This is a genomic window from Salinivibrio sp. IB282, assembly GCF_001995685.1.
GTDB lineage: Bacteria > Pseudomonadota > Gammaproteobacteria > Enterobacterales > Vibrionaceae > Salinivibrio > Salinivibrio kushneri.
Genome location: NZ_MUET01000051.1, coordinates 1 through 23,975 on the forward strand (window position 1 = coordinate 1; position 23,975 = coordinate 23,975).

The 23,975-nt window shown below is 48.7% G+C and carries 18 protein-coding genes and 2 pseudogenes; 11 read left to right on the forward strand and 9 right to left on the reverse strand.

Annotation, left to right across the window (positions count from 1 at the left end; translation table 11 throughout):
• Positions 1-9: 9 nt before the first annotated feature.
• The 5 genes and pseudogenes from BZG14_RS16120 (at position 10) to BZG14_RS10850 (ending at position 3,205) form a co-directional block, all read left to right on the forward strand.
• Positions 10-207: a polysaccharide biosynthesis C-terminal domain-containing protein gene (locus tag BZG14_RS16120; protein WP_443508927.1), complete on the forward strand. Its 198-nt coding sequence runs from the start codon at positions 10-12 to the stop codon at positions 205-207.
• Positions 164-442: pseudogene (locus BZG14_RS10835) on the forward strand (polysaccharide biosynthesis C-terminal domain-containing protein); the annotation flags it as partial. The gene BZG14_RS16120 and the pseudogene BZG14_RS10835, both read left to right, overlap by 44 nt.
• Before the next feature lie 15 nt (positions 443-457).
• Positions 458-1,588 carry a non-hydrolyzing UDP-N-acetylglucosamine 2-epimerase gene (gene wecB, locus BZG14_RS10840; RefSeq protein ID WP_077608723.1) on the forward strand — a complete coding sequence of 377 codons (1,131 nt, stop codon included), beginning with the start codon at positions 458-460 and terminating at the stop codon, positions 1,586-1,588.
• A complete protein-coding gene (locus tag BZG14_RS10845; RefSeq protein ID WP_241824657.1) occupies positions 1,573-2,784 on the forward strand; it encodes a glycosyltransferase family 4 protein in 1,212 nt (403 codons plus the stop codon). Before wecB ends, BZG14_RS10845 begins: the two co-directional genes overlap by 16 nt.
• Before the next feature lie 4 nt (positions 2,785-2,788).
• Positions 2,789-3,205 (forward strand): WbuC family cupin fold metalloprotein, encoded by a 417-nt coding sequence (locus BZG14_RS10850; RefSeq protein WP_077608725.1) that lies wholly within the window; start codon positions 2,789-2,791, stop codon positions 3,203-3,205.
• A 170-nt stretch (positions 3,206-3,375) separates the two neighbouring features.
• On the opposite strand, the gene wecA is transcribed toward BZG14_RS10850, so the two are convergent.
• Positions 3,376-4,440 (reverse strand): UDP-N-acetylglucosamine--undecaprenyl-phosphate N-acetylglucosaminephosphotransferase, encoded by a 1,065-nt coding sequence (gene wecA, locus BZG14_RS10855; RefSeq protein ID WP_077608726.1) that lies wholly within the window; start codon positions 4,438-4,440, stop codon positions 3,376-3,378.
• Between the two features lie 111 nt (positions 4,441-4,551).
• Entirely contained in the window at positions 4,552-5,562 is a 1,011-nt protein-coding gene (galE, locus tag BZG14_RS10860) for a UDP-glucose 4-epimerase GalE (protein WP_077608727.1), read from the reverse strand.
• 835 nt (positions 5,563-6,397) lie between these two features.
• Here galE and BZG14_RS10865 point away from each other — a divergent pair.
• The 4 genes from BZG14_RS10865 to BZG14_RS10880 all read left to right on the forward strand — a co-directional run bounded on the left by BZG14_RS10865 (position 6,398) and on the right by BZG14_RS10880 (position 12,400).
• The gene (locus BZG14_RS10865; protein ID WP_158011746.1) at positions 6,398-7,753 is read left to right on the forward strand and encodes a capsule assembly Wzi family protein; all 1,356 of its coding nucleotides are present in this window, start codon (positions 6,398-6,400) and stop codon (positions 7,751-7,753) included.
• 189 nt (positions 7,754-7,942) lie between these two features.
• On the forward strand, positions 7,943-10,540 hold the full coding sequence (locus tag BZG14_RS10870) for an SLBB domain-containing protein (RefSeq protein ID WP_241824658.1): 2,598 nt from the start codon (positions 7,943-7,945) through the stop codon (positions 10,538-10,540).
• Between the two features lie 462 nt (positions 10,541-11,002).
• Positions 11,003-11,362, forward strand: a complete 360-nt coding sequence (locus BZG14_RS10875; protein WP_077486888.1) for a four helix bundle protein — start codon at positions 11,003-11,005, stop codon at positions 11,360-11,362.
• A gap of 75 nt (positions 11,363-11,437) precedes the next feature.
• A complete protein-coding gene (locus BZG14_RS10880) occupies positions 11,438-12,400 on the forward strand; it encodes a Wzz/FepE/Etk N-terminal domain-containing protein (RefSeq protein ID WP_077608729.1) in 963 nt (320 codons plus the stop codon).
• A 138-nt stretch (positions 12,401-12,538) separates the two neighbouring features.
• On the opposite strand, the gene BZG14_RS10885 is transcribed toward BZG14_RS10880, so the two are convergent.
• The 5 genes from BZG14_RS10885 to BZG14_RS10905 all read right to left on the reverse strand — a co-directional run bounded on the left by BZG14_RS10885 (position 12,539) and on the right by BZG14_RS10905 (position 19,039).
• Positions 12,539-14,716, reverse strand: a complete 2,178-nt coding sequence (locus BZG14_RS10885; RefSeq protein ID WP_077608730.1) for a YjbH domain-containing protein — start codon at positions 14,714-14,716, stop codon at positions 12,539-12,541.
• Positions 14,713-15,459 carry a capsule biosynthesis GfcC family protein gene (locus BZG14_RS10890; RefSeq protein WP_077608731.1) on the reverse strand — a complete coding sequence of 249 codons (747 nt, stop codon included), beginning with the start codon at positions 15,457-15,459 and terminating at the stop codon, positions 14,713-14,715. The genes BZG14_RS10885 and BZG14_RS10890 overlap by 4 nt, the downstream gene beginning before the upstream one ends.
• A complete protein-coding gene (locus BZG14_RS10895) occupies positions 15,452-16,141 on the reverse strand; it encodes a YjbF family lipoprotein (protein WP_077608732.1) in 690 nt (229 codons plus the stop codon). Before BZG14_RS10895 ends, BZG14_RS10890 begins: the two co-directional genes overlap by 8 nt.
• Entirely contained in the window at positions 16,138-16,470 is a 333-nt protein-coding gene (locus tag BZG14_RS15580; RefSeq protein ID WP_158011747.1) for a hypothetical protein, read from the reverse strand. Before BZG14_RS15580 ends, BZG14_RS10895 begins: the two co-directional genes overlap by 4 nt.
• 1,213 nt (positions 16,471-17,683) lie before the next feature.
• Positions 17,684-19,039, reverse strand: a complete 1,356-nt coding sequence (locus tag BZG14_RS10905; protein WP_077608733.1) for an O-antigen ligase family protein — start codon at positions 19,037-19,039, stop codon at positions 17,684-17,686.
• A gap of 332 nt (positions 19,040-19,371) precedes the next feature.
• Between BZG14_RS10905 and BZG14_RS10910 the strand changes: the two genes are divergently transcribed.
• Positions 19,372-20,157, forward strand: coding sequence for a glycosyltransferase family 2 protein (locus BZG14_RS10910; RefSeq protein WP_077608734.1), 786 nt, complete (start codon positions 19,372-19,374; stop codon positions 20,155-20,157).
• On the opposite strand, the gene BZG14_RS10915 is transcribed toward BZG14_RS10910, so the two are convergent.
• Positions 20,126-21,160, reverse strand: coding sequence for a glycosyltransferase family 9 protein (locus BZG14_RS10915; protein ID WP_077486897.1), 1,035 nt, complete (start codon positions 21,158-21,160; stop codon positions 20,126-20,128). The genes BZG14_RS10910 and BZG14_RS10915 overlap by 32 nt on opposite strands.
• Positions 21,161-22,231: 1,071 nt before the next feature.
• Here BZG14_RS10915 and BZG14_RS10920 point away from each other — a divergent pair.
• Complete coding sequence (locus BZG14_RS10920; protein WP_077486898.1) at positions 22,232-23,236, forward strand: NAD-dependent epimerase; 1,005 nt, start codon at positions 22,232-22,234, stop codon at positions 23,234-23,236.
• A 149-nt stretch (positions 23,237-23,385) separates the two neighbouring features.
• On the opposite strand, the pseudogene BZG14_RS10925 reads toward BZG14_RS10920, so the two are convergent.
• Positions 23,386-23,595, reverse strand: a pseudogene (locus BZG14_RS10925) (PTS transporter subunit IIC); the annotation flags it as partial.
• Positions 23,596-23,975 lie beyond the last annotated feature (380 nt).

The following is a 23,975-nucleotide window of genomic DNA, read 5'->3' on the forward strand; positions in this document are numbered from 1 at the left end:
CACCCAGGTATCACGCGGGGGGGTCACTATCACCACAGTAAAAATGAAAAATTTTTAGTCCTCAAAGGTAAAGCTTTATTCAAATTTGAACATATTGGAACGGGCGAACGTCACGAGCTCCATACAGATGGAGACTTACCTCAAATTGTTCAAACAGTACCAGGTTCACCCAGGTATCACGCGGGGGGGTCACTATCACCACAGTAAAAATGAAAAATTTTTAGTCCTCAAAGGTAAAGCTTTATTCAAATTTGAACATATTGGAACGGGCGAACGTCACGAGCTCCATACAGATGGAGACTTACCTCAAATTGTTCAAACAGTACCAGGTTGGTCGCACGACATCACCAATATAGGTGATGATGAAATGATAGTGATGCTTTGGGCAAACGAAATATTCGATCGTGAGGCCCCCGATACAGTTGCTTATCCGTTATCTTAACCCGAGAGTAGTGAAGTGAAAAAACTCAAAGTAATGTCCGTTGTGGGCACTCGCCCTGAAATTATACGATTATCCCGCGTTCTTGCGAAGTTAGACGAGCACTGTGAACATACGTTAGTCCATACGGGTCAAAACTATGACTTTGAGCTGAATGAAGTTTTCTTTAATGATCTCGGCGTGCGTAAGCCTGATTACTTTCTCAATGCTGCCGGTAAGAGTGCGGCAGAAACCATTGGTCAAGTCATTATTAAAGTGGACCAAGTGCTTGAAGATGTTGACCCAGAGGCGATGTTAGTGTTGGGCGATACGAACTCGTGTATCTCAGCTATCCCTGCTAAACGGCGTAAAGTGCCGATTTTTCATATGGAGGCAGGTAATCGTTGCTTTGATCAGCGTGTCCCAGAGGAAACCAATCGTCGGATCGTTGACCATACTTCAGATATTAACCTGACTTATAGCACGATAGCACGTGACTATTTGCTTGCTGAAGGCTTGCCTGCTGATCGCGTGATCAAAACAGGTAGTCCAATGTTTGAAGTGTTAAACCACTACATGCCAAGAATTGATGCTTCAGACGTGCTATCACGCTTGCGATTATCGAAACGACAGTTTTTTGTTGTTAGTATTCATCGTGAGGAAAATGTGGACGCACCTAAACAGCTAGAAAAGTTAGCGGAAACACTTAATACCCTAGCAAATCACTACGACTTGCCAGTGATTGTTTCTACGCATCCACGTACTCGTAATCGCATTGAAGCGCGTGGGTTAGAATTCCATTCAAACATCCAGTTACTTAAACCATTAGGTTTTCATGATTATAACCACTTACAAAAGAACGCTAAAGCCGTTCTTTCTGATAGTGGAACGATTAACGAAGAATCATCGATTATGAACTTTCCTGCCCTAAACATGCGAGAAGCGCATGAACGACCAGAAGGAATGGAAGAAGCGTCGGTGATGATGGTTGGTCTAGATGTTGAGAGAGTTATGCAAGCACTACAAGTTCTTGAATCTCAACCTTCAGGTGAAGAGCGATTATTGCGCCAAGTTTATGATTATTCGATGCCAAATGTGTCAGAAAAGGTGGTACGGATTATCCACTCGTATACTGATTACGTTAAACGTGTTGTTTGGAAAAAGTACTAATGCGCTTAGCATTAATTATCGATGATTACTTGCCCCATAGCACTCGCGTTGGGGCAAAAATGTTTCATGAGCTCGCTTGTTATTATGTCAGATTGGGTCACCAAGTAACGGTGATAACGCCCTCTGAGGGACAGAAAAAAAGGCTAGTAAAAACGCAGTTAAATGGTGTGAATATTTGGTCTTTTTCCAGTGGTACGATAAAAGACACGACAAAGATTAAGCGAGCCATAAATGAAACCGTGCTTTCTTTCCGAGCTTGGCGAGCCATCTCTAGCGAGATAAAGCCTGAAACCTTTGATGGTATTATTTACTATTCTCCCTCTATATTTTGGGGTAAGCTCGTTGATAAAATAAAGTCGCGTTGTCAATGTAAAGCTTATTTAGTTCTACGTGACTTATTTCCTCAGTGGGCTGTTGATGCAGGCATCATTGGACAGGGCTCTTTGATTGAAAAGTATTTTCGGTTTTTTGAAAAGCAGTCTTATCGCCAAGCAGATAAAATTGGGTTGATGTCAGAGAAAAACCGACAGATTTTCAATGCCGCCACCAGTGATCAATATCAGACTGAAGTTCTCAGGAACTGGGCTGAACTAAAACCTCATACATTGATAAACCCAGACGATAGCGTCCGTAAAAAACTTAACTTGGAAGATAAAGTTATTTACTTCTATGGGGGGAATATTGGACACGCACAGGATATGGCGAATTTGATGCGTCTTGTCCGTTCAATGTCGGTTTATGAAAAAGCTCATTTTCTTTTTGTTGGGCAAGGAGATGAAGTTAATCTCGTTAACCACTTAGCTGAAAAATGGTCACTTAGTAACTTTACTTATCTTCCATCGGTTAATCAGCAAGAATTTAAGAACCTGCTGTGCGATATTGATGTTGGGCTTTTCTCTCTCTCAGCAAAGCATACTGCTCATAACTTTCCAGGTAAGCTTTTAGGTTATATGGTTCAATCTAAACCTATTTTGGGGAGCGTAAACCAAGGTAATGATCTGCTAGAAACCATCAATGAGAACCAAGCTGGCTACTTATCGATTAATGGTGAAGATAAGGAGTTATATCAAAACGCGTTGTCACTTTACCATAATGAGTTATTGAGGAAAGATGTAGGTAAAAGAGCTTACAGATTACTTGAAGATGAATTTTCCGTACAAGCAGCTGCGGGAGTAATTATCGATAATTTGAAATGAAAAGATGAAAGAATACAATGATGAAAGCTTTTCGGCGTTGTTTGATGATGCTGAGAAGTCAGAAAGAAAACGTGCTCACCTTAATTTGCATGCAAACTATGATGAGAAGGTGCAACGACTATTTATCGCTCTAGTAAAAGGGAGTTACGTTGCGCCGCACTATCATGAACTAGATCATCAATGGGAAATGTTCGTGGTAATTCATGGTATAGTTGAAGTAACGCTTTACGACGGTGATGGAAAAGTAAAGCAGAAGCTAGCCGCTGGTGATGGACAATCGGGAAAGGTAATTGAAATAAACCCAAGAGATATTCATAGCGTGGAATGTATTTCCGATAAAGCATTGCTTTTAGAGGTAAAGGAAGGGCCATTTGACCCTGAGAAAGCAAAGGTAATGTTTAGTCCAACTGAACCTTCATAGTTATGTTAGTTCAACTTACCTTGTAGTTAAAAGCCATGTACTCTGCTTCTTCAACAGACAATAAATTGATTAACAAATATTACCGCTTTTAGTTGCACATTGAGTTCAAGCTTATGTACCCAATAAACGGTAGAGCCGATTATTGAGCCGCAATGCCAAAATGATATTCGTCACTCACGACGTGAAAAAAGTTTTTTCACAAACGACGTCACCCGCCAAATATGCGTTACAAGTAGGAAGTAAAGCCCAAAGCAGGCTAAGAATGCAATCAACATAATGTATTCTGGGACTCGAGCGATATCACTGTATATTCCAATGCCTGCATACAAAGCTGAGATGCTACAAATAGCGAGCAGTGTTTGTTTCGAGGTAAGTCCGACCCGTTGGAAAATATGATGGAGGTGGTCACGGTCTGGTTTAAACGGTGACTCGCCTCTGCGGATGCGTCGGATCATTATTGCGACCATATCCATTAACGGAACAGCAATAAGCCATAACGCGGTGACGGGGCGCAATGGCGGCGCCTTTCCATTCTGGCTGGAAAAAAGCAGCACCCAAACCACGGTAAAACCGATCAGCATGCTGCCCGCATCACCCATAAACACTTTTCGTTGTCGGCCAAGCAACCCCATATTTAGGACAACATAAGGCACGAGAATGGCGACCATGGCAAAACAAAAGTAAGCCATATTAGGTTGACCATCATGCAGTAAAAGCAGAGCCAGCCCGCCAAAGGTCACAATCGATAACCCACCTAATAGGCCATCGATGCCGTCCACCATATTAAACGCGTTGATAGCGGCAATTACGGCCAACACAGTCACTGCGTATCCAGCTGCTCCTAGGTTTATYTCGCCTGTTCCCAGTAAGTTGCCCAAATTTGTTAGCTCGAGGTTGCCGACCCACATCATTGCAATGGATAAAAGCGCTTGTACAAATAAACGGATTTTGTAGTTTATATCGAACTTGTCATCCAGCGCCCCGACAATAACGAGCACGATCACACATGACGCATAGAGAGTTGGTGACTGCAGGATGGAGGGATTATTAAACACAAAATACAATAGCGTTATGCTGGTCGCGATGCCGCCTGCGAGGGGAACGTTATCAGTATGTTGCTTACGTCCAGAAGGGATATCTACTAACCCTATGGCCTTGGCCATCTTTCTAATCACAAAGAGAGAGCAAAAGGCAAAAAAGCACAGAAAGGCCAGTTCAATAAATGGTATGAGCACGTGGTATCCCTCAACGTCAATCAGGCGCCAGTTTAATGATTTTTAGAGCAGGTAGGAAGTCAGCGAGCCCATATCATATCAGTTTGGTTGTTTTGTGCTCTCACAGTTGCTTCATTGGTACCCATTTGGATTTTTAGACTGCCAGCGCCAGGTGTCTTCTACCATGGTTTGCAGATCGCGTTTGGCGGTCCAGCCTAATGTTGCTTCAGCATAAGCCGGATCAGCGTAGCATTCAGCAATATCACCTGCACGACGAGGTTTAATATCGTAAGGAATAGGGCGATCCGCGGCGGCTTCAAACGCATGCACCATTTCCAAAACGCTGTTACCTTGGCCAGTGCCGAGGTTAAAAATATGAGTGCCAGGTTGATGGGCCATTTTATCCAGCGCGGCTAAATGCCCATCGGCTAGATCAACCACATGAATATAATCGCGTACCCCGGTGCCGTCAGGCGTGTCGTAATCGTTACCAAATACGCCCAGCTTCTCACGTCGGCCCACCGCTACTTGTGCGACAAAAGGCAGCAAGTTATTGGGTGTGCCTTGTGGATCTTCGCCCAATAATCCTGATTCATGCGCACCGACGGGGTTAAAGTAACGTAGCAGGGTAATGCTCCAATCTGGATTGGCATGTTGAAAGTCCTGCAGGCATTCTTCCACCATTAACTTGCTTCGGCCATAGGGATTAGTCGCCGAGGTGGGGAAGTCTTCTTTGATTGGCACCGATGCGGGATCGCCATAAACGGTGGCGGATGAGCTGAAAATGAGCGATTTGACGTTAGCCGCTTGCATTTCACGCACTAGGTTTAAGGTGCCGGAGACATTGTTGTCGTAGTATTTCAGTGGCTTTTCAACTGACTCACCCACGGCTTTTAAACCGGCAAAGTGAATAACGCTGTCAACAGCGTATTCAGCAAATACACGCTTTAAAAAGGCACTATCGCGGATATCGCCTTGCATAAAAGCCGGTCGCACGCCAGTGACTTGCTCAATGCGATCGAGCACCATTTGTTTGCTATTGCATAGGTTATCGATAACAACAGGCGTGTGGCCTTGCTCAATCAGTTGAATGCAAGTGTGGCTGCCGATATACCCCGTGCCACCGGTGACGAGTACCTTCATGATTTATCTGCCTAGTTTGTTACCAAGATCTTCCAATTAGGGCGACAGAATACGGAATRCGGGGGGAAATGGGAAGAGCTGGGAAAGAGACGAGACGCTTCGCTTCTAGAGGCGAGAGACTAGAATACGGAGCGCTGCGCTTACGGAGTACGGGAAAGAGACGAGACGCTTCGCTTCTAGAGACTAGAGACGAGAGACTAGAAACTAGATAGAGCAGATCGTGCTTGCATTGGGGCTCTTGCTCTTTCTGTACTCTGTATTCCGTCATCGGGATTCGGGATCTTGTATCTACAGGGCCTGTCACGATCGAAGTCAATATTTGGCTTTAATGTCCGATGGCGCCGTGCAACGGGCGCGCGGCCGGCTTGGGTATTCATGATTCACATCGTGCTGGCGCTTATGCCGACCTACGCCAATGGTGCCATTGGTGTTTGTCCGATCTACGCGAGATTCGGGATATTGAATACGGAGCAGGGCGGAAAGCAGTTCCCAGGCCCCAGGGGAAGAGCGGGAAGCAGTTCCCAGGCCCTAGGATCCCAGGCCCTAGGCACTTTATCTACAGCACGATACGCTTTTTCCGTAATCCGTAATCCGTAATCCGTAATCCGTAACCCGCGAACCGTGATCTTTCCCATCCTTTTTTAACTTATCTTTCGCCAAGCGACAAAAACTGGTGATTTTGCGTGCGCTTGGGTGGGTTTTTACTTTAAATGTCATCTTGTCTCTGTATAATACGGCTGACATTACAGATGCACCGCTGGGCATGTTGGCCTGGCGAGAATGCCTACTGGATAACAGCGGACGTTAACAAGGCATGAGACGAGCAAAAATAACAATGCAGCATACAATCAAACACCAAGGTGGCGCTTGCGGTCGTATTGTCGGCGATGGTTGGCGTTATTTGGTGTGGTGGCTGGCTTTGGTCACAGCACCGCATGCGCTTGCCTCGCCTTGGCTTGCGCCGAATGATCCTTTTTTACGTGCCGATCTTACCGCATTGTCCGATGCCGGTGAATTACTTGCCCCGATTAATCACTACCCGTTACGCTGGTCGAGCTTTTACGATGAGGTGGCGCCAAAACGCCAGCTCACTCACGACGATACACGCCAATCGATGCTCAATACTGCCCGCCAACATGTCCGCTACCGGGCGTATGCCGCCAAGTTTAATCGCGCCCCCATTGGCTTTGATCTCCAGTGGGCCAATGAGGCCGCATCATCATTGAGTTATGGTGATACCCCGCGCCATGAGTGGCTTGTGGGGACGTATTACCAACATATGCGCAATCGCTTTGCCTTTAAGGTGGCAAACCAATACCGCCGTGATGCTAATGGCGACAAGGAATATACCTGGCAAGGCTCATATTTAGCGTTAAATGAAGGGCGTTGGCTGTTTACCGTGGGACAACTTGAACGCTGGTGGGGGCAAGGTTGGCAACATAATCTGATTTGGGGAAACCAATCGGCCCCTGCCACCAGTGCCTCGCTGAGTTATTTGGGCCAGGTCAATCCTGTGTTAGGTTATTGGTCGTTTGAGACTGTGTATCAGTTACCGGAAAAAACCGGGTACGATGGCCATTGGGCGGGGCGTTTGGTGAGCCAGCCATTGCGGGCGTTTCAGTATGGTGTGACCTATCAGCGTTGGACAAACCCGGATAGCGGACGTGAAGAAAGTGAACAATGGGCCTGGGATGCTAAATTAGCATTGCCAGCTGGCACATTGCCATTTGCGCATGCACTTTATGGTGAGCTCGCCAGTGATTATCAAGGTAATGAGCTTGCGGCCAGTCTAATGGGCTGGAGCGGGCAAACAGAGCTGGCCGGACAAAGCGTGCGTGTGGTGCTTGAGCGTCAGCAAACGCATACTGGGTTTGAGACGGATTTACGCACGACGCCTGGTGTCGATCAGGCGGTGTCATCAACGCAGTTAGGTGGCAATAGCACCACTTATGGGTTGGCAGAAAGCCACTCGGCGGCTGCGTATGTGCAGCTGGCCAACGATCATGCCATTGCATTCACGGTGGCAGAGCGTGAGGCTGAGGATCAGCAATGGCAGCATGCGGATGTGAGTTATCGCTTACCAGCCTTTACTGGCATGGTAACACTAGGGGCCAGTCGCACGGATGGCGACGCGCCAAACAATGAACAAGATACAACGCGCTATTGGGTGAAGTATCAGCTGCGTTTTTAAGCTGACTCGGCAACCCTGACCGTTAAATAACAATAAAGATGGATTAGATTAAGTATGTTGGTGCTTTCATCATTCAAACCTCACAGACTGGCACGACACTGGCGAACAGCCGCTTGTTTGTTCACCCTGTGTTTTTCTTCGCTGCCTGTTTCTACGGCCAGTGTTGCTGCGACCCCAACCGCGGCGCAAATGGCGCAATTTAAAAATTTGCCTAAGGCACAACAAGAGCAGCTTGCTCGCCAATATGGCGTTGATTTATCCGCGTTGGAGTCGGCGAATAATAACGGCAATGATGATAAGCAGCCTGCGCCGTCAACGCCAACAAGAATTGGTGGCACGGATAACGCCAACACCACGAAACGCACCAGTTCGGCTAACAAGGGCGATGACGCGCAAGCCCTTAAACCTTTTGGTTACGACTTTTTAGCGGGTAACTCGGCCTCAATCAACACCTTTGAGGATTTACCTTTGCCCAATGATTACTTGGTGGGCCCAGGCGATACCCTGGATATTCAAGTGTTTGGTAAAGAGAACCAAGAATACACCTTAACAGTGAAACGTAACGGCTTTATTCATTTCCCTAAATACGGCCCGATGCAGGTTGCCGGGCAAACCTTCGGCGGGGTGCGCGCACAGATCAAAGCGATGTTTGCCGAGCGTGTGATTGGGGTGGATGTGAGCGTTGATATTGGTGCGATGCGTACCATGCAGGTGTATTTATCTGGCGATGTGAAGCAACCTGGCGCGTATAACGTTAATGGTCTCACCACCATTACCCAAGCGTTGCTTGCTGGAGGCGGGATTAAGCCAAGTGGCTCTTTGCGTGATGTTCAGTTAAAGCGCGATGGCACAGTGATTGCTGAGCTGGATTTATACGATTTATTACTCGCCGGCGACAGCAGTGATGATGTGCGCTTGTTAAAAGGCGATACCTTGTTTGTACCATCGCGTGGTGCGCAAGTAGCGGTTGATGGCGAAGTTTTGCGCCCGGCCCTTTATGAATTGCGTAGCAATCATACCTTGGCCGACGTGGTGAATATGGCCGGCGGCGCGCTGCCAGAAGGTTATTTATCGAGCGTGAGTGTAAAACGCGTGACTGAATCTGGAGTGAAGCAATTTAGCCTAGATATGACGCAAGCGAGTGGGCAAAACTTTCGCATAAAAAATGGTGATGCGATTCAAATTGCCAAGAGCAATGATGCGCTCGATGATGCGGTGATCCTCCGCGGCGAGGTGGCGCGTCAGGGGGCCTATCATTTTGCCCCTGGGATGGCGGTGGCCGATCTGGTGACCGATACCAAGCGTGACTTAAAACCGAATGCGGACCTTGACTATGCGCTGGTCGTACGTGAAATCGATGCCGAGCGTCACATTCGTGTGTTGCAGTTTGATTTGGGCAATGCGATTACCTCGCCTAGGTCGGTAGATAACCTGCCGCTTAAAGCGCGCGATCAGGTGTTTGTTTTTAGCAATGGCATTGATAGCGCGTTTTGGGATCAGGTCGATTTTGATGGGTTAGATGATCAATATGCCAACCAACAGGCACGTCGGCAAGCAACCAATAATGCGAGTATGCAGAGCGGGAACGCCTATGCGACGGCTACACAAATTGACCCAGAAACTGGGGCCGAAGTGTCTAATGCGCAGCAGCAAACGGAGCAAAAACTGGCGCAGGTGATCAGTGAGCGCAATGACGAGGAAGAACGATCGTTGCGCGAGCAGGAGCTTGAACCGATTATTGAACGCTTAAAAGAACAAGCCAATAACCGTTACACTGCGGCGATTGTGGAATTAAGCGGCGCGGTTAAATACCCCGGCGTGTATCCATTACCTGAAAACGCGAGCCTTGAACAGTTGCTGGCCGCTGCCGGTGGTTTAACGGAGGCCGCGTATTTAAAACAAGCCGAGATCACGCGTCGCGAGGTGATTGATGACCGGCTCACCGTGCGCCACTATCCGATTAATGTGGCCAACGTATTGAACGGGAAAGGACACGCACTGAACATTCGATCGCAAGATCGGATCAATATTAAAACCAAGCCAAACTGGCATAAAAACAACAACATTGAGCTGCAAGGTGAAGTGCGCTTCCCTGGGGTGTATGCGTTTGAGCGCGGTGAAACCATTCAAGATGTGATTGAACGTGCCGGCGGTTTAACCGAGTTTGCTTATCCCAAAGGCGCGGTATTTAGCCGCGAGCGGTTAAAACGGCAAGAGCGTGAGCGGTTAAAAATGCTTAATCGTCAGCTTAAGCAGGAAATTAGTAGTCTGGCGTTACGCCGACAGACCAACAGCGCGCAATATACCACCAGCCCCAGTGATGCGCTTTCGCTGGCCGATGAGCTACAAAACGCCGAAGCGGTTGGCCGTATGGTGATCTCGCTGCCGCGTGCCCTTGAGGGTGATGATATCGCCAACATCATGCTAGAAAGTGGCGACAAGCTTTATGTGCCACCGAAAAACCCTGTGGTGAGTATTATGGGTGAAGTACAGTTTGCATCGAATCAGTTATTTGAGCCGGGAATGACGGTCAGTGACTATCTTGAATCGGCCGGTGGTACCAAGCAACAAGCGGATACCGACAGAATCTATGTGGTGCGTGCCGATGGCTCAGTGATGATGCCCAATAACAGCTATTGGTTTAGTCGCCAACAAGAAGACTTAGAGCCTGGCGACACCATTATCGTGCCGATTGACACGGATTATCTCGACGGCCTAAGCACCGCATCAACGGCTACGCAAATCTTGTATCAACTTGGCGTTGCATGGAAAGCGGTGAAAGATTAGAGCGGGGAAGAGCGAAGAGCTGAGACTAGACGCTTCGCTTCTAGAAACTAGAAACTAGAAACGAGGGAGAGACTAGACGCTTCGCTTCTAGAAACTAGAAACTAGAAACGAGGGAGAGGCTATACGCTTCGCTTCTAGAAACTAGAAACGAGGGAGAGACTAGACGCTTCGCTTCTAGAAACTAGAAACGAGGGAGAGGCTATACGCTTCGCTTCTAGAAACTAGAAACGAGGGAGAGGCTAGACGCTTCGCTTCTAGAAAATAGAGACTAGGAAAAGCTTAAAGCGGCTCATAAAATAGTCTCTAGTCTCTAGTCTCTAGTCTCTAGTCTCTAGTCTCTAGTCTCTAGTCTCTAGTCTCTAGTCTCTAGTCTCTAGGAGTGTCTCGCAGAAATGTAAAGATATAAAACACAAACAGTGGGTGAGTTGTATTCTTTGTCTCGAAGGCGAGAGAGGTCAACTTATGCTGTTTGAAAAATTGAGTGTTTGGCAACGCTCATCAAAATTAGCGTGTTCGGTATTTAGTACATTTGAGCACAACAAGAACTTTGCACTTAAAGATCAAGTTTTTCGGTCATCCCTATCAATACCCTCAAATATTGCAGAAGGGGAAGAACGTGAAACATCAAAAGAAAAAGTTCGCTTTTACTACTACGCCAAAGGCTCATGTGGTGAATTGGTGACTCAGCTTCAGATCGCGATTAAAACCGGACAAATAGAACGAGAAGCTGGTTTGGCAATGGTCCGTGAAGCAAGAGAAATTGCAAAAATCCTTGCTAGCTTGATAATACGACACAAACGCGCACTCAAAGTAGCAACTTGAATAATCAAAGGAAGGTATGGCACCTGACTCATAGTTTCTAGTCTCTAGTTTCTAGTCTCTGTTGCCTCATGGTTTATGACTAAGCAAAATATCGAACACTACCCCTACCCGCCGCTTTCGCAGCCGGTGAATGATGATGAAATTGATCTTCGCGAGTTATTCGCCGCTTTATGGCAAGGTAAATGGCTGATCATCGCGTTGACGTTTTTATTCGCGGCGAGTGGGGTGGGGTACTCACTTTCTCTCCCTAATACCTACAAATCTGAAGCTTTACTGGCGCCGGCCAATGCGGAAGGTGGCGGTGGGCTGGCCAGTATGGCAGGGCAGCTGGGTGGCTTGGCATCGCTAGCAGGCGTTGATTTAGGTAGCAGTGGCGGCAGTGATACAAAAATTGCGCTGGCCACGCTTAAATCGCGCCAGTTTATTGGCCAATTTGTGCACAGTCATGACTATGAAGTGCGGTTAATGGCCACTCAAGGTTGGGATAGAGACACCCAGCAGTGGGTGATTGATACTGAACGTTATAACCCTGATACCCAAACTTGGATTAAGCCCGAAGACGCACCTAAGCATAAACCCGCGGCACCAACGGATTGGGAGCTCTACAAGGCGTTTTCCGAGCAACTGACGGTGAATGAGCAAAAAGACAGTGGCCTTATCACCATCAGTTTTGAGTCGCAGTCGCCGGAGTTTGCGCAACAGGTGGTCGAGCAGTTGGTGCGTGATATTAATGCGCATGTAAAGCGCGATAAGCTGAACGAGACGCAAACCAATATTGGCTATTTGCGCCAGCAGCTCGAAAATACCAATTTAACGCAGATGCAGAATGTGTTTTATCAGCTGATTGAAGAACAAACCAAGAGTTTAATGTTGGCTGAAGTAAAAGATGAGTTTGTGTTTGAAACGGTTGACCCAGCGATTGTGCCCGAAGAAAAGGCGGGCCCTAAACGCGCATTAATCTGTGTGTTAGCCACGCTGTTAGGTGGCATGTTAGGGGTAGCGGTTGTGCTGGTGCGGTTTGCGTTTAACAAGGAATAGCCAACCCAATTATTGCTTGTGATTAACCGCTTATCGTATTAATCCGATGAGCGCGATTAAAAATATTGAAAAAAACGCCGAGGTTTATTTGCCTCGGCGTTTTTGTTTCACTGTGTTAGTTCATTTATCTCGCATTCGTTACTGATTGCTACGAGTAAACCATGGATTGCGGCCATCGGTTAACTGATACAGTGAGTATTTGCGGTTAAGTTTTTGTCCGCCATCGCGCTGAAGTGGCTGCCAAGAGAGCCCGCCACGCGAGGTGGTAGGTTTTATTGAAAGCAAATCAAACGGTATCGAGACATAAAAGCCTTTGGTAAAGCTGCCTTCGCCAAATTCTTCCGCCGATAAATCGGTTTTGCTGGCATACGCGCCCACGGTGATCCCACTGTCAAACTGCTTGGCGATATCCACTGTCACGCCGACATCTTCTGTTAAATAGCGACCGGCGCTAATTTTGGCCAAGGTGCCGTTAAATAAACCGAGCGGGTTTTGCCAGTAAAGGGTAGCGTGGCCAGTGGTGGTGCCGGTTTGCACCCGGAATCCTCGGTTGCCATTTTCTGCAGGTTGGTATTCGTCTTTAAATAGCCCAAACGCCGAGCCGGGCTCGCGTTGCTTAACGTAGTTGGCATCAAGCCCAATCGCAAACTGGCTATCCATGGGGCGGTAAAGCACTTCACCGCCGACACCGGCAAACATGGTCTCTAAGTAGCCGCCATAGGTTTGGGTGTACCAGTTATCACCCCAGTGATCTAAGTAGGTCAGTTGCACATTGGTGACTCGCACTGTGTCTTCAAGATACTGTCGGTTAAGGGTGCGCACCCGCTTAAGATCGGTGCCATCAGGCGGCACTGTGTATTTAAATTTGTCGTAGGTATCGGCAATGTTGACATACACGCTAGACGAGGCAATAAAGTGATCGCCTAATCGGGCGGCGGCGTTGCCCGTCACGCCCAGTGAGTACATGTAAAAATCTTCTGAGCCGCCAAACGATTGCACAAACACAGGGGCGAGACCGGCATCAAGATTATCACGCTGGTTGGCTTTTTCGGTGCCCGAGGTGGGTTGTGGCTGCTGGCGCGTGCGTGCATCGTCAGGGTTTGCGCCCACATAGCTGTTGGTGGCGACCGCGGCATAGGTGTTGGCATCAATCACGGTTTCAGTGATGGGCTGACGTTCAGCTTGGTCAATAATCCGGTATTGTTTGGCATCAATGCCGGTATTGGCAATTAAGGTGGATGCGCGTGTTTGGGCGGTATCTTGATTGCGGTATTTGCTTTGCTCACCCGTGACTGTGACGGTATCACCATCAAAATGCACTTGGTTATCTTGATACCCGGCAACACGGGCAAGTTGGTTGCTGAGAGCCTGCCATTGGTCGTCGCTTAAATCTGCTTGTTTGGCGGTTGGGCGATAGCTGGGTGCATTGTCGTCAAGCCAAAAGGGGCTGACTTGATTAAAGTTGGTGTGCAGGCTTAATCCCGCCGTGATCACCGCGCCGCGCTCGTAGGCTAACCGCGCGCTCCCCCAATCACCAAAACGGTATACTGCTCCCACATTCCAAGGGCTGTTGACCTCCATCGGAATGCCGGTTCTGGTGCTAATAAAATCGGCTTTGTAATCGTTACCGTCGTATTCAAGCTTGAGACTTAGCGGCGCATAGGGAGTTTGGTATTCCACTCCGCCAAATAACGCGGTGCAGCCGGTAAACATGCGGTTGACGTCAACACTGCCGCCTTTGCCGGAGTAGGTGGTGTCACGGCCACAATCCACCGATTGGCTTTTATCACCGGTAAGATTGGCGCGATTACCCATATAACCCCAGCCGACGCCGAGTGAGAAATCAAACGGGCCGGCGCGTTTGGAGCCGACAATATATTCACCATCAAATAACCCGGTGCCACCAATATCGCGCACACCAATGGCCAGCTCGGGCAACCAGAAGCTTTCTTGCATCAGGCGTAATTTGGCATCAATGCTTTTATCCGTGTATTTTGTGTCGCCGCTGAAATCTTCATTATCACTATAAAGCAAGTCGTGAACCTGGGTATAACGGATGGTGGTTTCTAACCAAGGAAACAACTGAAGCGAGGTATTGAAGTGGATATAGTCTTCGTTATAGGTACTGCCCAAGGTAAATTCACCCTCGGGGGCGGTGCGCGCGGTGGGCATTTGCATCAGGCCCACGCCACCAAAGTCGGTTTGCGAGTGGATAAGCTCAGGTGCGTCAAAGCTGTCGGCAGAGACCGCCTGACTGACCGCAAGAGCGACCGCAGAGAGAAGCATGCGTCCGGATGCAGAAGAAAAATCCATCATGGTCGGATTAACCTATTTTGTAAATACGTCAGTGCGTGTTGATTGGGGTCGATGGTGTGACCTTTTATGGGTTTATACGCCAGGGGACGATAGATCACTGAACCGGGTAATATGTCGCGGTGCTGGCCATTCCAATAGGCGATAGGGTGCTGTGCGCGCTCGCCTGATGGACTGATCACCCATATTTTTGAATCGTGCCAAGCCTCTGGCGCCGCTTGCTTAAGATAGCTTTTGGCGGATAAACGCTCGTGCCAAGGGTAGCGCCCCGGTTGGCTGACACTGCCTAAAACCATGACGTGCGTCGGGCGCGTTGGTAGTTGCAAGTGCCAATTACCCTTTAACACCGGATTGGTATTTGGGGTTATACGAGTGATGTCTGGGTCTATCGTGCCGGGTATACGCTCGCCAACCGCCATTTTGTTGAGTGCTTGATAAAGCTTTTGCCATTGTTGACGCTGTTGGCCGGTGTTAACAGTGATTTGATCGCGTATGGGTTGGAGGTCGTTAATGGCTTGCGCTTGTTGGCTTTTTAAGCGGTAAAGGCCCGCCGCAGGCCAGTAGACATCATCTAGTGAGCGTTGCTGGGCGTGCGTGATGGTTAATACGGCTTGTGCAAGGCGAGGTGGCTGAGTAAAAGAAAGCGCGGTGTCAGCGCCTGATGTCAGTGTGTTAGCGGCCACGGGCATGGTTAGGATCATGGCAAACCCGCAAAGACGGCACCATAGTGAACGGTGGTTAATCATGTGCGCCTCCCTGGTAGGGCTTGAGATGAGTGAGCGTCACTGCGGGCAAGTTGGGAGCGAGGTGCTGATAAGATTTAATCACTTTGCCTGTCTCTTTTGTGATCCAATAGWGATTGGTGAAATTGACATTGAGCGTTGGCAGGGTGACGAATTCTTGGTATTGCACTGTGTCTATTTGTGTGCCGTTTACCGCGATAGTTTGCGGCTCGCCGCGCTTAAAGGTGGAGTCGGCACGATAACCACTGTGGTTGCCCGGTTGCCAGTCTAGGGTACGCGACCACTTGTGGGGCATTTGAATGGTGGCGAGTCCAATACTTAATGGATCAGGGCTATTCACCTGGGTGGCCGTGAGATTACCCTCTGCAAAGTTGACGGTTTTAACAATGCGACTGTTGCGGGTGACGATCATTTCATGGTCGCCCGAGAGCCATTTTAAATTTGGGCTTGGATGTTGGCTTGGCTCAGCAAAGGCCAGGACCATAAAACCGCGTGGTCCGTTATCGAGTTGTGCATAAAGGCTGGCATAGGGCAGCGCGTTAATCTCGTCCCAGCTTTTTTCTGCATCAGGAAAGCCTTGATAGGCGAATTTAAATGAGTCACTGAGATCTTGGATGCGTTGTGTGCACCCAGAAGAGGCTAGCGCAATACATATTGCCAAAATCGCTTGATTGGTTTGAGTCATAAGTGGTCGAGGGCGGGTGTTACAGTGGTAGAAAAATGGCTACAAGCTAAGCTTGCAGCCATTGGATTATGTATCAGCTTATTGCTCAGCGGAAACCGACGTTGACGTGTTGTTATCGTCATTGTTAGCAGCAGCAACCGCCACACCAACTGCCGCAGCAGCAGCGACGCCAGCAGCAACTGTACCAGCAGCAATGCCACCTGTTGCCGCCGCACCAGCAGCACCTGCACCAGCAGCGCCCGCACCGGCTCCAGCCCCTGCGCCAGCAGCACCCGCGCTAGCACTTGTACCGGCACCCGCGCCAGCACCTGCTCCAGCGCCACCACCACTTGCGCCAGCTCCCGGCGCGGCTTCTGTTGCGGCCATTGTGCTTGCTGCGAACAGCATAGCAATCAGACCCGTTGCAATTTTTTTCATTCGTCTCTCCATGATTTTTGCATTAATACAAAAACGTCTGCAAACGCAGACACCTTTAAACTCTAATGGCTATATGGCGAGAAGTAAAATAAATACAGATGACATCACAGATTTTTCATCTTAAATGTGCGGAAGAGCAGGGGAAAGAGACGGAAAGAGACGAGACGCTGCGCTTCTAGAGGCTAGAAACTAGATAGAGCCGCCTCGTGCTTGCATTGGGGCTATTGCTTTTTCTGTACTCTGTATTCAGTAATCTGTATTCGTGAATGGGAATACGGAGCGCTGCGCTTACGGAGTACGGGGAAGAGACGAGACGCTTCGCTTCTAGAGGCTAGAAACTAGATAGAGCCGCCTCGTGCTTGCATCGGCGCTTTTAATACGGGGAAGAGCGAAAAGCAGGGCCTAGGCCCTAGGAACTTTATCTACAGCGCCTGTCACGATCGAAGTCAATATTTGGCTTTAATGTCGGATGGCGCGCAGCTGGCTTGGGTATTCATGATTCACATCGTGCTGGCGCTTATGCCGACCTACGCCAATGGTGCCATTGGTGTTTGTCCGACCTTGATTCGGGATATTGAATACGGAGCAGGGCGGGGAGTAGTTCCCAGGTCCTAGGCCCTAGGGAAAGAGCGGAAAGCAGTTCCCAGGATCCTAGGACCCTAGGCCCTAGGAACTTTATCTACAGCGCCTGTCACGATCCTTGCGAATTTTAACCACTAATGTCGGATGGCGCGCGGCGTTAATCGCACCAAGCTTGCACGATCGAGAAGGCGCTTATGCCGACCTACGCCAATGGTGCCATTGGTGTTTGTCCGATCTTGATTCGAGATCTTGAATACGGGGAAGAGCGGGAAGCAGTTCCTAGGACCTAGGGAAAGAGCCACTGTTTACCATCAATGTCCGATGGCGCCGTGCAACGGGCGCGCGGCCGGCTTGGGTATTCATGACTCACATTGTGCTGGCGCTTATGCCGACCTACGCCAATGGTGGCATTGGTGTTTGTCCGACCTTGATTCGGGATCTTGAATACGGAGCGCTGCGCTTACAGAATACGGAGAAGAGTAAGGCCAGGCACGATACGCTTTTCCGTATTCCGTATTCCGTATTCTGTCCCCTAGGATCTTTCTAGTCTCTAGCTTCTGCCCTCAACGCTATGCTCGCGAATATCACCACCCCAAGAGAGAAAAACAGAATGCCGGAGTGGTGGTTAAGGTAATGTTGCGTCAGCATATAGCCAGCAATCAGGATAAGATGGCTGCGCAGCATTATGGTGGCAAAATGTTTGTCTGGCGTGTCGCCTGTGTTGGTTTTTCTGGTTGCTAACCAAGGCGCTGCGATTAACACAATCAAGGTTAACCCGCCAATCAATCCTTTGACTTGTAGTTCTTCTAATAACTGGTTGTGGGCACGACTAAAGCGCATTACGATTGAGTCAACTTGGTGTTTGTCAACTAATGCCTGTTTTTTGTCAGTAAAGTCGGTATAGCCTGTTCCTGTGATGACGTTGTTGGTAAACAAGTGTAACGCCGTTTTCCATAACTCAAGTCTAACTCCTGAAGAGCTGCCAACACGCGGTGTAGACGGTGTAGTCGCTGCTACTGGGGATGTTTGCGATGATGGTGTTGTATCCGCCTGTGATGATTGGTTTTTGTCTTTGGGGGAAACAGTGACTGCCGATTCTTTCGGTTGATGGGCAGTTACCGGGGGGGCTGTTATCTCGGTGGCTTGCTGGTACCTCGCCAAATCCGATAAGACCAAGCCAGCGCGGTTTAACGCAGGCACGAGGGCGGTGGCTATAATGAGGGCAATACTGACTACCATGGCGACATAATCGCGGCGCGAGAATACCTTGCGATAATAAACCAGCGCCCATAAGGCGACAAAGGGCGTAATCACCCATGAGCCACGGCCGCCACTAAGTAGCGTGGCGATAAAGCCTAGGGTGATGCCTAGAAAGGCGATGGCCTTTAAGGTCGGTAATGCTCGCTTACAGCTATAGATATAGGCAAAAATGCTAAAAACGCTTAAGCTGGCCGCCATGCCTGCCACTTGGATCGACATAAACCCGTTTCTCGAGAGCGCACGAATATCGAGTATGTAATGCTGATACAGTGCGATGATCCCCACTGCAGATGCACCTATACCACAGCCATAAAAAACGGCTTTAAGCGAGGGGGGATACTTCAAGAGCAATGCAAAAATCATGATAGCGAGCAAAACACGACTGGGCATATCCAGTTGCGCATAATGCTCTCCCGGTAGGGCAAAGGCGAGTGTGACCACAAAGTAGAGCAACAATGAGCCACTAATCAGTATAGCGGGGCGTGTTTTTAGCGCCTGCCACGTACTCGGCAACATTATCAGAGCGGTGACCGCCAATAAAATCGCGCCATATTTGTACGAGTCGGGCGTGATAAGCAAGGTGGTGAAGTAAATCAAACACAATAAGCTGGTGAGCCGTTGGCGAGAAGTAAGCAGCAAGATCCTTTCCTCTGTCTTCTAGTTTTTATGAATGGCATGTTGCAGAAATGCGTTTGCATTATACATACGTGTTTGATGGATGCACGATTTTTGGCGGCCCTGTCGCTTGCACTAAGTGAGTGTACTGTAAGATAATCTTAGCTCGGCGCGCATCTCATGATGTGGATTAATAACAAAGGATTAATGATGAAAGTGTTAGTTACCGGTGTGGCGCGGTTTATGGGTAATGTGGTGGCGTGATATAAAGAATACGATCAAATGTAAACGCTTAAGTATGGGACATAGCTTGTGAATCACATAAACGCATCAACTTATTTTTGGGGATAACTAGCATGGCAGATTCAATGCCAACACTCGCGGTGGCGCTGATTGTAAAGAATGAAGATCAGCACTTACAAGCGTGCTTAGAGACCGTTGTTGATTGGGTCGATGAAATTGTGATCCTTGATTCAGGCAGTACCGATAACACGGAACAGATCGCTCGCCGTTTTACCGATAAATTTTTTGTTAATTGTGATTGGCAAGGTTTTGGTCCTCAGCGACGCCTAGCTCAGCAATATGTGGCCGCCGATTACGTATTGTGGCTGGATGCCGATGAACGCATTACTCCAAAGCTAAAGCGCTCTATTCAACAAGCGGTGCAAGCCAATGAAAAACAGGTACTCTACAGTATTTGCCGTTTAAGCTGGGTTTTTGGGCGATACATTCGTCACTGCGGCTGGTATCCTGATCGTGTTGTCCGTCTGTATCCCACCGCATTGACGCGCTACGATGAATCACTTGTGCATGAAAAGGTCATTATTCAGCCGGGCATGGAAGTAAAGTCCTTGCAAGGTGATGCGATTCATTACACCTATACTGATATTCATCATTACTTGGTTAAGTCTGCTGGCTATGCGAAAGCATGGGCGGAGCAACGGGAAAAGCGCGGTAAAAAAAGCAGCATCAGCCAAGGTATTTTGCATGCACTGGGCTGTTTTCTTAAAATGTATGTTATTAAAGCTGGCTTTTTAGACGGAAAACAAGGTTTCTTACTTTCACTGCTATCAGCGCATTCAACCTTTGTTAAATACGCTGATTTATGGGTTAGAACCCAAACTGAACCATCCAAGGATTAAGCTCGACAAGCACCTGAGCAATATCGATTCGGCTCATGTCCGCTTGAGCCTGTTTTGGTTCTGATGGTGGTGGAGTAAACGCGATATGACGGCCTGATGAATTTAAAGGCTGCCAACGTAATGGGGTTGATGAGCGTTTGGCGGGATAAAAACCAACCGTGGGCACATCCAAAGTAGCGGCAAGATGCAACGGCCCTGTCGACCCTGCAATAAATAGATCTGCACAGGCAATCGAGCGCGTAAAATCCACCAGTCCATCATTTTTATCGTAAAGAGCTGGGTGGATTCCCTCTTGCTCAAGCAAAGCTTTCAACGCCGCCGCTTTCGCCTCTTCTCCTGGTCCAGCCGTCAGAACTACCTCTTTGTCTCCTTGAATGCCGCACAGTAGCTGAGCATATTGCGCAAGAGAAAGGTTATTCGCTGAACCCCCGCTGCCCGCATGAACAAATAACCACGGCTGATTAATGTTCAAGCTCAACTGCTCAGAGAGTTTCTGCTTCTGCTTGGCGAGCAATGCTGGCTCAAATTGTAAATACGGCGCTTGAGGTTCAATGATCGGTTGGCCAATGTCCTGCAAAAAAGTCCGAATCAAATCGAGATTGTATTGATACTCAGGTTTCGCGGATTGAGAACGCTGTTGCTTAAGCCGTTTATTATAAAAAATCTGCGCTAACTTTGTTGCAGGCGCGAGGCGATAGGGTATTCCCGCTTTCCACACTAAAAGCGCGTTGTAAGTGGTTGAGAAAAGATTAATCGAGGCATCAAACTGATGGGCTTTTATCGCTTGTAAACACTGTTTTTTTTGCTCAGGAGAGCCATTTTTCGTTGGATCAATCAACACTTCATCAATCCATGGACAGAGTTTGGCCAGCTCCTCTGTATAACGTGGCACTAATGCTGTTATATGGCAATTTGGCATCGCCGTTTTTAACATCGCAAAACTTGGCCAAGCGAGCATAAAGTCGCCAATCTTATCATTGCGAATTACCAATATTTTTTTCATATCCTCTCTTCTCACAAGCTCGATTGCGCGTTGTATCATACCGAGTTCAATAGGTTATTGTATAGAGCGTCAATTACCCTGGCCGGTCAGTTGGCGGAGGTCAGTTGGCGGGACAGGCACTTTCAGTTGGCGGGACAGGCACTTTCAGTGGGACCAGTTGGCAGTTGGCGGGACAGGCACTTTAGTCTGGCACTTTAGTCTGAATACGGAGTACGGGAAAGAGACGAGACACTGCGCTTCTAGAGACTAGAAACTAGACAGCGCAGATCGTGCTCGCATCGGGTTCTTGCTTTTTCTGTACTCTGTATTCCGTCATCGGTATTCGGGATCTTGGATACGGAGCGCTTCGCTTACAGAATACGGAGAAGGGCGGGAAGCAGTGCCTAGGTCCTAGGGAAAGAGCCACTGTTTACCATCAATGTCCGATGGCGCCGTGCAACGGGCGACGAGCGGGGGTAATATTTGGCTTTAATGTCCGATGGCGCCGTGCAACGGGCGCGCGGCCGGCTTTGGTATTCATGACTCACATTGTGCGTGCAACGGGCGACGAGCGGGGGTAATATTTGGCTTTAATGTCCGATGGCGCCGTGCAACGGGCGCGCGGCCGGCTTTGGTATTCATGACTCACATTGTGCTGGCGCTTATGCCGACCTACGCCAATGGTGCCATTGGTGTTTGTCCAACCTTGATTCGGGATATTGAATACGGAGAAGGGCGGGAAGCAGTGCCTAGGTCCTAGGGAAAGAGCCACTGTTTACCATCAATGTCCGATGGCGCCGTGCAACGGGCGCCAGTTGCACTGCCCCTGTTATGATCGATGTCAACTTTGACCTAGATGTCGGAGGCGCGCGGTTTACATTGAATTAATATTTTCACATTGCACTGGCGCTTGTCCGACCTACGCCTGGTTTTTATTTCGGTGGTGCCATTGGTAGAAGAGCGGGGACAGGCACTAGGTTTTTTGTATTCCGTTTCCCAAGTCCTTGCACTATGCGAATGCGCTGTAAGATAATCTCGGCACTGAGTGGTTGCACGTATCAGTGCATCGGCATGAAAAATAAAGGAACAACAATGAAAATATTAGTTACCGGTGTGGCTGGGTTTATTGGTAGTGCCGTAGCACAAAAGCTTTTAGCGCAGGGGTATCAGGTGGTTGGCGTCGATAATCTCAATGATTATTACGATGTATCACTCAAGCAGGCACGGTTAGATACTATTCCTCAAGCGGGCTTTACGTTTGTTACGCTAGACATTGCCGATCGTGATGCAGTGGCTAACTTATTTGCCGCGCACAAATTCAATCGTGTTATTCACCTAGCTGCACAAGCGGGGGTACGTTATTCGTTGGAAAATCCGCATGCCTATGCCGATTCTAACCTGGTTGGGCACTTGAATATTCTCGAAGGGTGCCGGCATCATCAGGTTGAGCACTTGGTCTATGCCTCGTCAAGCTCGGTATATGGCTTAAATGCTAAGGTGCCGTTTGAGACAAGCCACTCGGTAGATCATCCGGTATCGCTTTATGCGGCAACCAAAAAATCCAATGAGTTGATGGCTCACTCCTACTCGCATTTGTATAATATTCCGACCACAGGTCTACGCTTTTTCACTGTGTATGGTCCTTGGGGCCGTCCAGATATGGCGCCGTTTATCTTCACCAAGAAAATCCTTGATGGAGAAACCATCGACATTAATAACCACGGCGATATGTGGCGTGACTTTACCTACGTGGATGACATTGTTGAAGGCGTGGTACGGATTGCGGATGTGGTACCCGCGCGCGATGATGATTGGACGGTGGAGGGCGGCTCGCCGGCGTCAAGCTCCGCCCCTTATGCGGTGTATAACATTGGCCATGGTAGCCCGATTAATTTAATGGACTTTATTCAGGCGATTGAATCTGAGCTGGGTATTGAGGCGAAGAAAAACTTCCGTGGCATGCAGCCGGGTGATGTTTACCAAACCTATGCCGATACCCAAGACTTGTTCGCTGCGACAGGCTACCAACCCAAGGTAGGTGTGAAAGAGGGCGTTGCGCAATTTGTGGCGTGGTATAAACATTTCTACCAGAAGTAGTCATTATTAAAGCCAGCTTATGCTGTTATGGCATTTTTAAATGCACCATTATTAGGGCTTAAGCGTTATTCATACTACTTCAGTTTGGAAGGCTCGATAGACAAAGGATGAACAAGCCAATCGGCCTGTTCATCCTTTTTTGTTTGTGGTTATCGCACAATCAGCCCGAGTAGGATGCCGACCACACCAAAGTCTGCATCGCTAAAGGTGGTGTTGGCAAAGCCCAGATCGCCGAGCACTGGGAGCAGGAATACCGGCAGGAAGGTGATCAGTAAGCCTTGCGCAAACGCCCCTAATATTGCGCCGCGTCGTCCGCCGGTGGCATTACCGAACACCCCCGCTGTTGCGCCGACGAAAACAGTTTTATGGGGACAGGCACTTTGGTCCCAGTTTTATGGGGACAGGCACTTTGGTCCCGATGATTCCATTGGCGGAGGGGATACAAGCCCTGGGATTATATCAACAATCATGCACTATACCGCCTGTGCGCTAGTTGCACTGCGCCATGCAATGGGCGCCTGTCACGATTGGTGCCAAATATGACCTCCGTGTCGGAGGCGCGCCAGTTATATCGAGGAACGAGGCTTACATCGTGCTGGCGCTTGTCCGACCTACGCCAATGGTGCCATTGGTGTTTGTCCAACCTTGGTTTGGGATATTGAATATGGGGAAGGTCGGGAAGCAGTGCCTAGGTCCTAGGCCCTTTATCTACAGTGTCTGTCACGAGCGGGGGTAATAT